At 61.1% G+C, this 12,905-nt stretch carries 11 protein-coding genes; 4 read left to right on the top strand and 7 right to left on the bottom strand.

The annotated features are described in order from the left end of the window. The first annotated feature begins 66 nt into the window (after positions 1-66). Positions 67-1,218 (top strand): murein transglycosylase A, encoded by a 1,152-nt coding sequence (gene mltA / locus OC537_RS06565; protein ID WP_139743854.1) that lies wholly within the window; start codon positions 67-69, stop codon positions 1,216-1,218. A gap of 111 nt (positions 1,219-1,329) precedes the next feature. Here mltA and yfaE read toward each other — a convergent pair whose 3' ends face one another. From yfaE to ubiG, 5 genes are all read right to left on the bottom strand, one after another. Then, positions 1,330-1,650 carry a class I ribonucleotide reductase maintenance protein YfaE gene (gene yfaE / locus OC537_RS06560; protein WP_262110457.1) on the bottom strand — a complete coding sequence of 107 codons (321 nt, stop codon included), beginning with the start codon at positions 1,648-1,650 and terminating at the stop codon, positions 1,330-1,332. 36 nt (positions 1,651-1,686) lie between these two features. Continuing rightward, on the bottom strand, positions 1,687-2,820 hold the full coding sequence (nrdB, locus tag OC537_RS06555; protein WP_033130037.1) for a class Ia ribonucleoside-diphosphate reductase subunit beta: 1,134 nt from the start codon (positions 2,818-2,820) through the stop codon (positions 1,687-1,689). An 83-nt stretch (positions 2,821-2,903) separates the two neighbouring features. Next, entirely contained in the window at positions 2,904-5,171 is a 2,268-nt protein-coding gene (nrdA, locus tag OC537_RS06550) for a class 1a ribonucleoside-diphosphate reductase subunit alpha (protein ID WP_262110453.1), read from the bottom strand. A 705-nt stretch (positions 5,172-5,876) separates the two neighbouring features. Then, positions 5,877-6,560, bottom strand: coding sequence for an HAD family hydrolase (locus tag OC537_RS06545; protein WP_262110451.1), 684 nt, complete (start codon positions 6,558-6,560; stop codon positions 5,877-5,879). Further along, positions 6,560-7,276 (bottom strand): bifunctional 2-polyprenyl-6-hydroxyphenol methylase/3-demethylubiquinol 3-O-methyltransferase UbiG, encoded by a 717-nt coding sequence (gene ubiG / locus OC537_RS06540; RefSeq protein ID WP_167402252.1) that lies wholly within the window; start codon positions 7,274-7,276, stop codon positions 6,560-6,562. The genes OC537_RS06545 and ubiG overlap by 1 nt, the downstream gene beginning before the upstream one ends. A 199-nt stretch (positions 7,277-7,475) precedes the next feature. Here ubiG and gyrA point away from each other — a divergent pair, with 199 nt between their 5' ends. Then, positions 7,476-10,262, top strand: a complete 2,787-nt coding sequence (gyrA, locus tag OC537_RS06535; protein WP_262110448.1) for a DNA topoisomerase (ATP-hydrolyzing) subunit A — start codon at positions 7,476-7,478, stop codon at positions 10,260-10,262. 278 nt (positions 10,263-10,540) lie between these two features. Then, positions 10,541-10,714 carry a hypothetical protein gene (locus OC537_RS06530; protein ID WP_174218660.1) on the top strand — a complete coding sequence of 58 codons (174 nt, stop codon included), beginning with the start codon at positions 10,541-10,543 and terminating at the stop codon, positions 10,712-10,714. 129 nt (positions 10,715-10,843) lie between these two features. On the opposite strand, the gene OC537_RS06525 is transcribed toward OC537_RS06530, so the two are convergent. Beyond that, positions 10,844-11,899, bottom strand: a complete 1,056-nt coding sequence (locus tag OC537_RS06525) for a PA0069 family radical SAM protein (RefSeq protein ID WP_262110445.1) — start codon at positions 11,897-11,899, stop codon at positions 10,844-10,846. Positions 11,900-12,074: 175 nt separating this feature from the next. Here OC537_RS06525 and OC537_RS06520 point away from each other — a divergent pair, with 175 nt between their 5' ends. Next, positions 12,075-12,665: a tetratricopeptide repeat protein gene (locus tag OC537_RS06520; protein WP_162627226.1), complete on the top strand. Its 591-nt coding sequence runs from the start codon at positions 12,075-12,077 to the stop codon at positions 12,663-12,665. Positions 12,666-12,669: 4 nt separating this feature from the next. Here the strand turns inward: OC537_RS06520 and OC537_RS06515 are convergent, their stop codons facing one another. Beyond that, complete coding sequence (locus tag OC537_RS06515; RefSeq protein WP_139743859.1) at positions 12,670-12,885, bottom strand: hypothetical protein; 216 nt, start codon at positions 12,883-12,885, stop codon at positions 12,670-12,672. Between the last annotated feature and the right edge of the window lie 20 nt (positions 12,886-12,905).

Raw genomic sequence — 12,905 nt, 5'->3', positions numbered from 1 at the left:
TGCTTTCCCCCGGCAAATTTGGCATCTTCCCCGCCGAACATGATGCTCGGTGTTATATGAGGACATATGAATAAACATGCGTACTGGCTTGCCGCCGCCGTCGTGGGGCTGGCCGGTTGTGCGGGCAACCCTGAACCCGCCAAGGTGCCCCAGAAGAAGGCGGAATCCGGATGTTTTCTGAACTGCGAGGTGCCCGAGAATCTGGGCAAGCAGTATCTGGATGGTGCCCTGCCCGGGGATCTGGTGCGGGTGGAGCGGGTCAACAGTCGCCAGCGTGCCGACTACAGCAAGTTCGGCCCCCAGAGCCGCCTGGTGCTGGAGCGCTCCGGCAAGATGACCCGCCGCTATGGCGAACTCTATCGCCAGCTCTCCCGCTGGGTGGCCAATGGCGGTGATCCGGCCCATATCACCCAGTACGGCATCAGCCTGGCCCAGCTCGGCGGCGCCGATCGCATGGGCAACGTGCTCTTCACCGGCTACTACTCGCCGGTGCTGGAGGTGCGCCACCGCCCGGATGCCAAGTACAAGTACCCCATCTATGCCATGCCCAAGTGCGGTGGCCGCTGCCCGAGCCGTGCCGAGATCCATCAAGGGGCCCTGGCCAACCGTGGGCTGGAGCTGGGCTACAGCAAGTCCCTCATCGACAACTTCCTGATGGACGTACAGGGCTCCGGCTTCGTGCACTACGGGGATGACGACAGGTTGCAGTACCTAGGCTACAGCGGCAAGAACGGCCACGGCTATGTGAGCATAGGCCGGGTGCTGATCGACCGGGGCGAGGTGCCCAAGGAGCAGATGTCCATGAAGGCCATCAAGGAGTGGGCGAACCGCCAGCCGGAGGCGAACGTCAAGGAGCTGGTGGAGCAGAACCCCTCCTACGTCTTCTTCGAACGTCGCCCCACCAACGACGTGGTGGGCGCCGCCGGCATTCCGCTGCTGCCCATGGCGGCGGTGGCCGCCGACAAGACGCTGCTGCCCATGGGGACACCTATCCTCGCGGAAGTGCCCTTGCTCGACAAAGCCGGCAACTGGACCGGCAAACACCAGCTGCGCCTGCTGATCGCGCTGGATGTGGGCGGCGCCGTGAAGAAGGGTCACCTCGATCTCTATCACGGCATGGGAGAGAAGGCCGGGGTGGCCGCGGGTCACTACAAGCACTTTGGCCGGGTCTGGAAGCTGGGCCTGCACCAGGGGCCGACCGCCGCTCCCTGGTTATGACCCTTTGAGGGTTCGGGCGCCTGCGCAGGGCGCCCTGATCAGATGACGCAATAAAAAGCCGCCGGATTGCTCCGGCGGCTTTTTATTGGGCGCGATTCAGCCCTGGTGGGGTCAATCCTTCTGGATATCCAGCCGGATGGCACCGACCGGTTTGCAGCAGCAGGGCAGGCACTCCCCTGGGGAGACGAATGCCAACGGCACATTGGGATAGTGCACAGAGCCTGCCAGCAGCGGGGTGCGGCAGGCGCCGCAATAGCCGCTGCGGCACTGGAACTCCACCCTGTGACCGTGGCGCTCCAGGGTATCCAACAGGCTCTCGCCGGGATGGGCGTGCAGGACGCCATCCTGGGTATGCACCCGTGGCGAACCCACCTCGCTCTGCGCGGAGGCAGAGCAGGGGGCAGGGGGTAGCATGTTGGTGGCGTCACTCACGGTGTGACGTCACCGAGGTCATCAGGGTAAACCTCATCACAGCTCGAAGTCACCGAGATCGTCTGCGTGTACTTCGCTGTCGATCTGGCCGACCAGGTAGGAGCTCACCTCCACTTCCTGGGGGGCGACCTGCACGTTGTCAGAGGAGAGCCAGGTGTTGATCCAGGGGATGGGGTTTTGCTTGGCGCCGGCGAAGGCTGGCTGCAGACCGACCGCACTCATGCGCAGGTTGGTGATGTACTCCACGTACTGGCAGAGGATGTCCTTGTTCAGGCCTATCATGGAGCCGTCCTGGAACAGGTACTCGGCCCACTCCTTCTCCTGAATGGCGGCTTCCTTGAAGATCTCGAAGCAGGCTTGCTCGCACTCGGCGGCGATCTCCGCCATCTCGGGATCGTCCTGGCCGGTGCGCATCAGGTTCAGCATATGCTGGGTGCCGGTCAGGTGCAGGGCCTCGTCGCGGGCGATCATCTTGATGATCTTGGCGTTGCCTTCCATCAGCTCGCGCTCGGCGAAGGCAAAGGAGCAGGCGAAGCTGACGTAGAAGCGGATCGCCTCCAGGGCATTGACGCTCATCAGGCACAGATAGAGCTTCTTCTTCAGCCCCCGCAGGGTGATGGTCAGCTCGCGCTCACCCACCCTGTGGGTGCCTTCCCCGTGCAGATGGTAGAGGGCGGTCGCCTCGATCAGATCGTCGTAGTAGTGGCTGATGGAGCCGGCACGCTTCAAGATCTGCTCGTTGGTGATGATGTCGTCGAACACCTGCCCCGGATTGTTGACGATGTTGCGGATGATGTGGGTATAGGAGCGAGAGTGGATGGTCTCGGAGAAGGCCCAGGTCTCGATCCAGGTCTCCAGCTCCGGGATGGAGACCAGCGGCAGCAGCGCCACGTTCGGGCTGCGACCCTGGATGGAATCCAGCAGGGTCTGGTACTTCAGGTTGGAGATGAAGATGTGCTGCTCGTGGGGCGGCAGCGCCTGGTAGTCGATGCGATCGTGTGACACATCCACCTCTTCCGGACGCCAGAAGAAGGAGAGTTGCTTCTCGATCAGCCGCTCGAAGATGTCGTGCTTTTGCTGATCATAACGGGCCACGTTGACCGACTGGCCGAAGAACATCGGCTCCTTGAGCTGGTCGTTCTGGGTCTGGCAGAAAGTTGAATAAGCCATGGTGATTTGAATATCTTGAATGAGAGGAAACAGGAGGGCGGGAGCTTCATGCTCCCGCCCGGTTCATCAGATCGTGCTGCGACTTATATTTTACAAGCCCCGCCGGCGCAACCGTCGTCTTGCAGATCGGTCTGGGCATCGTCCGCACCATCACGGGTGTTGTGATAGTAGAGGGTCTTGAGGCCGTATTTGTAGGCGGTCAGCAAGTCCTTGAGCAGCTGCTTCATCGGGACCTTGTTGCCTTCGAAACGGGCCGGGTCGTAGTTGGTGTTGGCGGAGATCGCCTGATCCACAAACTTCTGCATGATACCGACCAGCTGCAGATAACCGTCGACGCTCGGCTGCTTCCACAGCAGTTCGTACTGATCCTTCAGGCGATGGTACTCGGGCACCACCTGCTTGAGGATGCCGTCCTTGGAGGCCTTGACCGACACCAGGCCGCGCGGCGGCTCTATGCCGTTGGTGGCATTGGAGATCTGGCTGGAGGTCTCGCTCGGCATCAGGGCGGTCAGGGTGGAGTTGCGCAGACCCACCGTCTTTATCTCTTCACGCAGGCTTTCCCAGTCCAGGTGCAGCGGCTCGTTGCACAGCACATCCAGATCCTTTTTATAGGTATCTATGGGCAGGATACCCTGGGCGTAGGTGGTCTCGTTGAAGGCCGGGCAGGGGCCGAACTCGCGGGCCAGCTGCACGGATGCCTTCAGCAGGTAGTACTGGATCGCCTCGAAGGTGCGGTGGGTCAGGGCCAGACCTGAGCCGTCGGAGTAGCGGGCGCCGTTCTTGGCCAGGTAGTAGGCGTAGTTGATGACGCCTATCCCCAGGGTGCGGCGGTTCATGCTGCCCTTCATCGCGGCCTTGAGCGGGTAGTCCTGATAGTCGAGCAGGGCATCCAGGGCGCGCACCGCCAGATCGGCCATCTCTTCCAGGTCTTCCAGCTTCTCGATGGCGCCGAGGTTGAAGGCAGACAGGGTGCACAGGGCGATTTCGCCCTCTTCGTCATCCACGTTGTTGAGCGGCTTGGTGGGCAGCGCAATCTCGAGACAGAGGTTGGACTGGCGCACCGGGGCCACGCTCGGATCGAAGGGGCTGTGGGTGTTGCAGTGATCCACGTTCTGGATGTAGATGCGACCGGTACCGGCGCGCTCCTGCATCATCAGGGAGAAGAGATCCACCGCCTTGAGGGTCTTCTTGCGAATGGACGGATCCTGCTCGTACTTGACGTAGAGCTGCTCGAACTTGTCCTGATCCGCGAAGAAGGCGTCGTACAGACCCGGCGCATCGGAGGGGGAGAACAATGTGATGTCGCCGCCCTTGATGAGGCGCTGGTACATCAGCTTGTTGATCTGCACCCCGTAGTCCATGTGACGGACCCGGTTCTCTTCCACGCCGCGGTTGTTCTTCAGGACCAGCAGGCTCTCCACCTCGGTGTGCCACAGGGGGTAGAAGAGGGTGGCGGCACCGCCGCGCACGCCGCCCTGGGAGCAGCACTTCACGGCAGTCTGGAAGTACTTGTAGAAGGGGATGCAGCCGGTGTGGAAGGCTTCGCCGCCACGGATGGGGCTGCCCAGGCCACGGATGCGGCCGGCGTTGATGCCGATGCCTGCGCGCTGGGAGACGTAGCGCACTATGGCGCTGGCGGTGGCATTGATGGAATCCAGGCTGTCATCGCACTCGATCAGCACGCAGGAGCTGAACTGACGAGTCGGGGTGCGCACGCCGCTCATGATGGGGGTGGGCAGGGAGATTTTGAAGGTCGAGACCGCATCGTAGAAACGCTTGATGTAGTCCAGACGGGTATCTTTCGGATACTTGGAGAAGAGGCAGGCCGCCACCAGGATGTAGAGGAACTGCGGGCTCTCGTAAATTTCGCCGGTGACGCGGTTCTGCACCAGGTACTTGCCTTCGAGCTGCTTGACGGCAGCGTAGGAGAAGTCCATGTCACGCCAGTGATCCAGGTGCTCGTTCAGCTCCTCGAATTCGGCCTGGGTATAGTCGGTCAGCAGGTGCTTGTCGTACTTGCCCATGTCTACCAGACGGGCGACGTGCTGGTAGAGGTGGGGCGGCTCGAACTGGCCGTAGGCTTTCTTGCGCAGGTGGAAGATGGCCAGGCGGGCGGCCATGTACTGGTAATCCGGGCTCTGTTCGGAGATCAGGTCAGCAGCGGCCTTGATGACGGTTTCGTGGATATCGGCGGTACGGATACCGTCATAGAACTGGATGTGGGACTTGAGCTCCACCTGGGAAACCGACACGTTGTCGAGCTTCTCGGCGGCCCAGTCGAGCACGCGGTGAATTTTATCCAGATCGATGGGTTCTTTGTGGCCGTTACGCTTCGTCACAAACAAGTTCATTGGCTGATGACCTTTAGTTGATTCCCGAAAAACCATGGCGCCACGCATCCAGGGTTCCCTTCTCTAGGGTGGCCTGGGGGCGAACTGCGCCATGAATCACAAGATATAGTGTTATTTTAAATTCGAACTACAAGATAGTGAGGTCGGCACGGCATTGCAATCTGTGGATAACGCATTAGCTGTGGATAAATTGTGGGTGTTCGGGCTCGAGTTAGTGACTGCTCACAGTGAGTGGGTTTTCATCCGTCCGATCCGGCAAATGCAAGTCCGATGATCGAAGATGGAAAATTTAAATAACTTTTTTTGCTTGCGAAAAGAGGGTGTTTTTACTAGCAAATTCAGCCTGGTTATCCCTTGTGCAGCCAGGGTCAAAAGCTGTCCTGTCACCGCAGGCATGCAGTTGTCATCCCCTCAAAACAGGGGGCGCATCTGCGCCCCCTGTCATTGCCATTGTGAGGATCGGTGAATGAGCGTCGTGCTCATCTGGGAACCCTCTGACGCTAAAGCTGCCCGGATGATCCATCTATAAGCGTTATGCAGAACAGTGCCGGCACAGGACTGGCTCAGGTCAGCTCGTAGCGCAGCCAGTGGTGCTGGGCCTGCCTTGTAGGGCGTCGAACTGCAGATACATACCCCGATGTTCCACTTATACCGTTTATGCAGTGCAGTGCAGTGCAGTGCAGTGCAGTGCAGTGCTGGTCTGGCTCAGCTCAGCTCGTAGCGCAGCCAATGGTGGAGGGCCTGCACAGTGTCGAACTGCAGATCCGCCCCCCAGTCGGCGGTATCCTCGTCATCGCTCAGATAGCCCCAACCCGCCACCGCGGTACGCATGCCGGCGTTGCGCCCCGCCTCTATGTCCCGCACGTGATCCCCCACATAGAGACACTGGCTCGCCTCGACCCCGAGCCGCTCGCAGGCAAAGAACATGGGGGCGGGGTCGGGCTTGCGCACCGGCAGGGTATCGGCGCTGACCGTCACCCCGCAACTGGCCAGCGCCGGCAGGGCCGCCAAGAGCGGCTCGGTGAGAAAACCCGGCTTGTTGGTGACTATGCCCCAGGGCAGTTTCTTCTCATCGAGCCACTCGATGAGATCCAGCATCCCCTCATAGGGACGGGTGCCGACACAGAGGTTGGCCGCGTAATGGTCGAGCAGGGCGGTGCGAAGGCGCGTGGCCCCCAGCTCTTCCAGCAGATCGTCGCCGAGGCCCGCCTTGAGCAGCCCGAGCGCCCCGTGGGAGGTGGTCTGGCGGATGATGGCCTCGGGCAGCGGGGCAAAGCCTTCGCTTATCAGCACATGGTTGACGGCGGCACCGAGATCCGGGGCCGTGTCGAGCAGGGTGCCGTCCAGATCGAACAGCACGCAGCGCAGGGGCGCCTTGCCGGTGTTCATCAGACTGACTCCGGGCGCACGAAGGCCACCATGTAGTTGACGTCGACGTTCTTGCCGAGCTTGAAGCTGTTGGAGAGCGGCGCGTAGTGTACCCCGCTCATGTCCCGTACCAAGAGGCCCGCGGCTTCACCCATGCGACACAGCTCGGCGGGGGTGATGAACTTTTTGTGATCGTGGGTGCCCTTGGGCACCATCTTCAGCAGGTACTCGGCCCCCAGGATCATCATCAGGTAGGCTTTCGGGTTGCGATTGATGGTGGAGACGAACACCTTGCCCCCCGGACGCACCAGGGTGGCGATGGCGCGCAGCACGGAGGCCGGATCCGGCACGTGCTCCAGCATCTCCATGCAGGTGACCACATCATACTGGCCCGGGGCCTCGTTCGCGTGGGCCTCGGCGGTCATCTGGCGGTATTCGAGCTCCACCCCCTGCTCGAGAGCGTGCAGACGGGCGACCCCGAGGGGCTCCTTGCCCATGTCGATGCCGGTCACGCGAGCACCACGGCGGGCCATGCTCTCGGAGAGGATGCCGCCACCGCAGCCGATGTCGAGCACGCGTTTGCCAAACAGGCCGCCGCTCTTGTCGGTGATCCAGTCAAGGCGCACCGGGTTGATTTGATGCAGGGGTTTGAACTCGCCCTCCATGTCCCACCAGCGGGAGGCGATGGCTTCAAATTTGGCGATTTCTGTCAGATCGACATTGGCATCACTGTTCATTTTTTGATGATCCTGTGGCAGGGCGCGCAGCGGGCAGGGCGCGCGCAATCTATTGTCCTGGCGGGCATTATAACGGACGGACTTGGTCACACCAGCCCGACGTGTTACCCGGATTTGTGGCTTAAGGTATTTGGCTCAGTGTGTTACCATGTCGCGCTGTTTAAGCCAAAGAACAACTAATTAGGGATTAAGGCTTTCTATGAGCGATCTGGCCAGAGAGATCACGCCGGTCAACATCGAAGAAGAGCTCAAGAGTTCCTATCTGGATTACGCCATGAGCGTGATCGTAGGACGAGCTCTGCCGGATGTGCGTGATGGCTTGAAACCGGTTCACCGCCGCGTTCTGTTTGCTATGAACGAGTTGGGGAACGACTGGAACAAGCCCTATAAGAAATCGGCCCGTGTGGTCGGTGACGTAATCGGTAAATATCACCCGCACGGCGACAGCGCCGTGTATGACACTATTGTCCGGATGGCGCAGGATTTCTCCATGCGTTACATGCTGGTCGATGGTCAGGGCAACTTCGGCTCGGTCGATGGCGACAATGCTGCGGCCATGCGTTACACCGAAGTGCGGATGGCGCGCATCTCCCACGAGTTGCTGGCCGATCTGGACAAAGAGACAGTGGACTGGGTGCCGAACTACGACGGCACCGAGATGATCCCGGCTGTCATGCCCACCAAGGTACCCACCCTGTTGATCAACGGCTCCTCCGGTATCGCGGTGGGCATGGCGACCAACATTCCTCCTCATAACCTCACCGAGATAGTCAACGGCTGTCTGGCGTTGATCGAGAATGGCGCCCTCACCATTGACGAGCTGATGACCTATGTCACCGGGCCCGATTTCCCCACCGGCGGCATCATCAACGGGCGTTCCGGCATCATACAGGCCTACCGCACCGGTCGCGGCTCCGTCTATGTACGTGCCAAGGCCGAGGTGGAAGTGGACGAGAAGACGAGTCGCGAGACCATCATCGTTCACGAGATCCCCTATCAGGTGAACAAGGCGCGGCTGATCGAGAAGATCGCCGAGCTGGTCAAAGAGAAGAAGGTCGAGGGCATCAGTGCCCTGCGTGATGAGTCTGACAAAGACGGCATGCGCATCGTTATCGAGATCAAGCGCGGCGAGTCCGGCGAGATTGTGCTGAACAATCTCTACAAGCACACCCAGATGCAGACCACGTTCGGCATCAACATGGTGGCGCTCGATAACAACCAGCCCAAGGTGATGAATCTCAAAGAGATCCTGGATGCCTTCCTGCTGCACCGCCGTGAGGTAGTGACCCGCCGGACTGTGTTCGAACTGCGCAAGGCGCGGGATCGGGCGCACATCCTGGAAGGTCTGGCGGTGGCGCTGGCCAACATAGACCCCATCATTGAACTCATTCGCCACAGTGCGACCCCGGCGGATGCGAAAGCGGGCCTGGTTGCCAAGGGCTGGGAACTCGGCAACGTGGCCGCCATGCTGGAAAAAGCGGGCGACGACGCGGCGCGGCCGGAGTGGCTGGAGCCGGAATTCGGTATCCGTGAAGGGCAGTACTTCCTGACCGAGATCCAGGCCCAGGCCATCCTTGACCTGCGTCTGCACAAGCTGACCGGCCTCGAGCACGAGAAGATCCTGGAAGAGTACCAATCTCTGCTGGATCTCATCGCCGAGCTGCTGTTCATCCTGGCAAGCCCGGAACGCCTGATGGAAGTGATCCGCGATGAACTGCTGGCCGTGCGCGAGCAGTATGGCGACGAGCGTCGCACCGAGATCAGCATGTCCAGTGCCGAGATCAACATCGAAGATCTGATCACCCCGGAAGACGTGGTCGTCACCCTGTCTCACCAGGGCTATGTGAAGTATCAGCCGCTCTCCGACTACGAGGCCCAGCGCCGCGGTGGTCGTGGCAAGTCGGCCACCCGGATCAAGGAAGAGGACTTTGTGGAGCGTCTGCTGGTGGCCAACACCCACGACACCATTCTGTGCTTCTCCACCCGTGGCAAGGTCTACTGGCTCAAGGTCTATCAGCTGCCGGAAGCGTCCCGTGGCGCTCGTGGTCGTCCCATCATCAACCTGCTGCCGCTGGAAGAGGGTGAGCGCATCACCGCCATACTGCCGGTGAAGGAATATGATGCCGACAAGTACGTCTTCTTCGCCACCGCCAACGGCACCGTGAAGAAGACCAGCCTGTCTGACTTCAGCCGTCCGCTCTCCTCCGGTATTCGCGCCATCAACCTCAAAGAGGGTGATGAGCTGATCGGGGTGGACATCACCGACGGCAGCAACGAGATCATGCTCTTCTCCGACGCGGGCAAGGTGGTTCGCTTCGCTGAAGGCAGCGGTCGCGCCGATGTAGCCGATGCGGATGCCAGCGATGACGTCGAGACCGACGACGACGATGATGGCAGCGACAACGGCGAAGGCACTGAAGGCACCGAAAGCAAGGGTACCTTCAAGGGCGTACGTCCCATGGGTCGTACCGCCGCCGGTGTCCGCGGCATCAAGCTGGCCGCTGGCGACAAGGTGGTTTCCCTTATCGTTCCGCGCGGGATTGGGGCCATCCTCACCGCCACCGAGAACGGTTACGGCAAGCGTACCGCACTCGAAGAGTACCCGACCAAGAGCCGTGGTACCCAGGGCGTTCGCTCCATCAAGGTGGACGAGCGCAACGGCAAGGTGATCGATGCGATCCAGGTCGAAGATACCGACCAGATCATGCTGATTACCAACGGCGGCACCCTGGTCCGTACTCGCGTTGCCGAGGTGAGCGTCATTGGCCGTAACACCGGCGGTGTCCGTCTGATCCGTACCGGTGAAGACGAGACCGTGGTCGGCCTGCAGCGCATCGCCGAGAGCGACGAGGAAGAGAACGACGCTCTGGTCACTGAGGGCATGGCCATCGACGGCGAGCAGGTGGAAGGGGCAGAGACTGCGCCAGACACCGGTGCTGCCGACGATGCTGGCTCCAGCGAAGAGGGTGTGGCTGACGACGAATAATCGTTACCTGCCTCGATAAAAGAGCGGCCCTTGGGTCGCTCTTTTTGTTTCTCCAGCCTTGATGTCATCCCGCCGCGCTGGGCCACTCGATACTGCCTGCAGTGACCCCTGTGCTGGCGTCGGATTTTCCCGCTCCGGGCTCTCTTGCTCATTCAATCCTTCATCCCGACGTCATCTGGTTGTCATCCCGGCGGGACAGACTGCGGCTGTTCAGGTGGGGCAAGGGCACGACCATGCCCGAGCCCGGCGTTGGCAATATCATCCAGAAGGAGCAGGGTATGACCAGTTGGATCATGTGGGAGATCTGGTGGAGCCGGATGTGGGGAGAGGATGCCAAGGCATTGGCGCACAGCGAGCAGGAGGAAGTCGCTTATGAGCCATCGCGCCTGCCCGCCGAGCTGATAGCGCAGGGCAAGCCGGTGCGCCCTCATCCGCCCAGGCCCAGAGGCTGATCAGAGATAGCCGCAGCCATCAGAACAGACGCAACTGCTCGTTGGGGCGCAGGAAGCGCTCCGCACAGGGCAAGCCGGTGAGCCCTTATCCGCCCAGGCCCAGAGGCTGATCAGAGATAGCCGCTGCCATCAGAACAGGCGCAACTGCTCGTTGGGGCGTAAGAAGCGCTCCACATTGAGCTGCACGTGGCGCTTGCCCAAACCAAGGCGCTTGCTGATGAGGCGAAAGCGCTGGGCGAGCAAGTCGGCGAATTGCCCCTCTCCGCGCATACGGGTACCGAAGGCGGGGCTGTTGAGGTTGCCGCCCCGGCTTGCCCGCAATTGGTTCAGGATGGCTTCCTTTTGACCGGGGTAGTGCTCCTCAAGCCAGTCGCAAAACAAGGTGGTCAGCTCGTGGGGCAGTCTCAGCAGGATATAGTCGGCGCAGCCGGCGCCCGCCTCCACGGCGCCCTTGATGATCTGCTCCAGCTCGGGCTCATTGAGCCTGGGGATCATGGGGGCCGCCAGTACCCCCACAGGTATCCCGGCCTGGGCCAGCTTCTCGATGACCTTGAGCCGACCCGCGCCCGTGCTGGCGCGGGGCTCCAGCTGTCGCCTCAGCGTCTCGTTCAGGGTGGTGACCGACACCATCACCTGGCACAGCCCCTCCCGGGCCAGCTCGGCCAGCAGATCGAGATCGCGCAATATCATGGCGCTCTTGGTGATGATCCCCACCGGGTGGCGATGGGCCAGCATCACCTCCAGCAGCTCGCGGGTGAGGCGATAGTGGTGCTCTATGGGCTGGTAGGGATCGGTATTGGCCCCGAGCACTATGGTCTGCGGCTGGTAGCTCGGCTTGGCAAACTCCCGGCGCAGCAGCGTGGCCGCATTGAGCTTGGCAAACAGCCTGGTCTCGAAATCCAGGCCGGGGGAGAGCTCCAGGTAGGCGTGGCTGGGTCTGGCATAGCAGTAGATGCAGCCGTGCTCGCATCCCTGATAGGGATTGATGGAGCGGCCGAAGGGGACATCCGGCGAGAGGTTGTGGCTGATGATGCTCTTGGCCTGGATCTCCCGCACCTCGGTTCTGGGCTGGGACGCACGAAATGCCGCCTCCCATTCCACCGCCTGCCAGCCATCATCGACGGCATCGATCCGCGGGCCGCTGAAACGGTGTTCGATATTGTGGGTGCTGCCTCGTCCTGCCATCTCATCACACCATGCACTGTTTATATATACAGTTATTTTGCTCGGGATAGTGCCAAACATCAAGTCCGGCCAGTCTTCCCTTATTTCACTCGGCCAAAGAACGGGATCTCTTGCTTGATCTGTCGCTACATTTCGTTTACATAGACAAAATGCGAACTGGATCACGGAAATTGTCATGAGTCCCACCACTTACCGCTGGCTGTTTATCGGCGTCATTGCCCTGGTCGCCTGGCGTCTGCTCCCGCTCTCCACCGAGCAGGAGCTGGCAGCGGCCAACCGCGCCTGGCGGGTAGGTCACTTCGAGCAGGCGACCGGCATCTGGCAGCCGTTGGCCGAGCAGGGTCAACCCAGGGCGCAGGCGCTGATGGGGTGGAGCCATGAGCTGGGGCAGGGGAGCGAACAGGATCTGGTGCAGGCCATCCGACTCTATCGTCAGTCCGCCGAGGCGGGAGATGCGTTTGGCCAGTACCGGTTGGCGGAGCTCTATCTGCGTGGGGTCGGTGTGCCACGGGATTTGCGTATCGCCTTTCACTGGATGGAGCGGGCGGCCCGCAACGGGGATGTGCCCGCCATGCTCAAGGTGGGGGTACTGCATCTGATGGGGGTCAACGGTCGGGTCGACATGGCCGAGGCCAAGCAGTGGCTCTATCAGGCCTCGCAAAAGGGCAACAAGCTGGCGTTGACGGTATTGCAGGAGCTGGCGCTGGCCGAAGAGGGTCGCAGCGCCTTCGATTTCAATGGCCAGTCACTGCTGGGGGAGGGTTAGCCCCTCAGCGGCTGGCGGTGATCTTGCCCGGTGTCACGTCGGTGACATAGAGGGTACTGCGATCGGCGCTGTGCACTATGCTGCATACCTCTCGCTTGCTGCCATCGCTCAGGATCACCAGCTCCCCGAGATGGACGGGGCAGTGTGTCGTCAGCAGGTGGTCCGGGTGGACAATCTTCTCCGCATGCTCCGGAAACGAAATCTCATAGGTGTACATCATGCTCTCCTTGCTCAGGCAGA

It is taken from the genome of Aeromonas sp. Marseille-Q5825 (assembly GCF_946892685.1).
Lineage (GTDB): Bacteria > Pseudomonadota > Gammaproteobacteria > Enterobacterales > Aeromonadaceae > Aeromonas > Aeromonas rivipollensis.
The sequence above is the reverse complement of the archived record's forward strand: the minus strand, read 5'-3'. Positions and strand labels throughout refer to the sequence as shown.

Coding starts and splice junctions, on each gene's coding strand:
- ubiG (WP_167402252.1), bottom strand. CDS start 7,276: ATGAACAGTGATGCCAATGTCGATCTGACAGAAATCGCCAAATTTGAA.
- mltA (WP_139743854.1), top strand. CDS start 67: ATGAATAAACATGCGTACTGGCTTGCCGCCGCCGTCGTGGGGCTGGCC.
- OC537_RS06545 (WP_262110451.1), bottom strand. CDS start 6,560: ATGAACACCGGCAAGGCGCCCCTGCGCTGCGTGCTGTTCGATCTGGAC.
- OC537_RS06525 (WP_262110445.1), bottom strand. CDS start 11,899: ATGGCAGGACGAGGCAGCACCCACAATATCGAACACCGTTTCAGCGGC.
- OC537_RS06520 (WP_162627226.1), top strand. CDS start 12,075: ATGAGTCCCACCACTTACCGCTGGCTGTTTATCGGCGTCATTGCCCTG.
- nrdB (WP_033130037.1), bottom strand. CDS start 2,820: ATGGCTTATTCAACTTTCTGCCAGACCCAGAACGACCAGCTCAAGGAG.
- OC537_RS06515 (WP_139743859.1), bottom strand. CDS start 12,885: ATGATGTACACCTATGAGATTTCGTTTCCGGAGCATGCGGAGAAGATT.
- OC537_RS06530 (WP_174218660.1), top strand. CDS start 10,541: ATGACCAGTTGGATCATGTGGGAGATCTGGTGGAGCCGGATGTGGGGA.
- nrdA (WP_262110453.1), bottom strand. CDS start 5,171: ATGAACTTGTTTGTGACGAAGCGTAACGGCCACAAAGAACCCATCGAT.
- gyrA (WP_262110448.1), top strand. CDS start 7,476: ATGAGCGATCTGGCCAGAGAGATCACGCCGGTCAACATCGAAGAAGAG.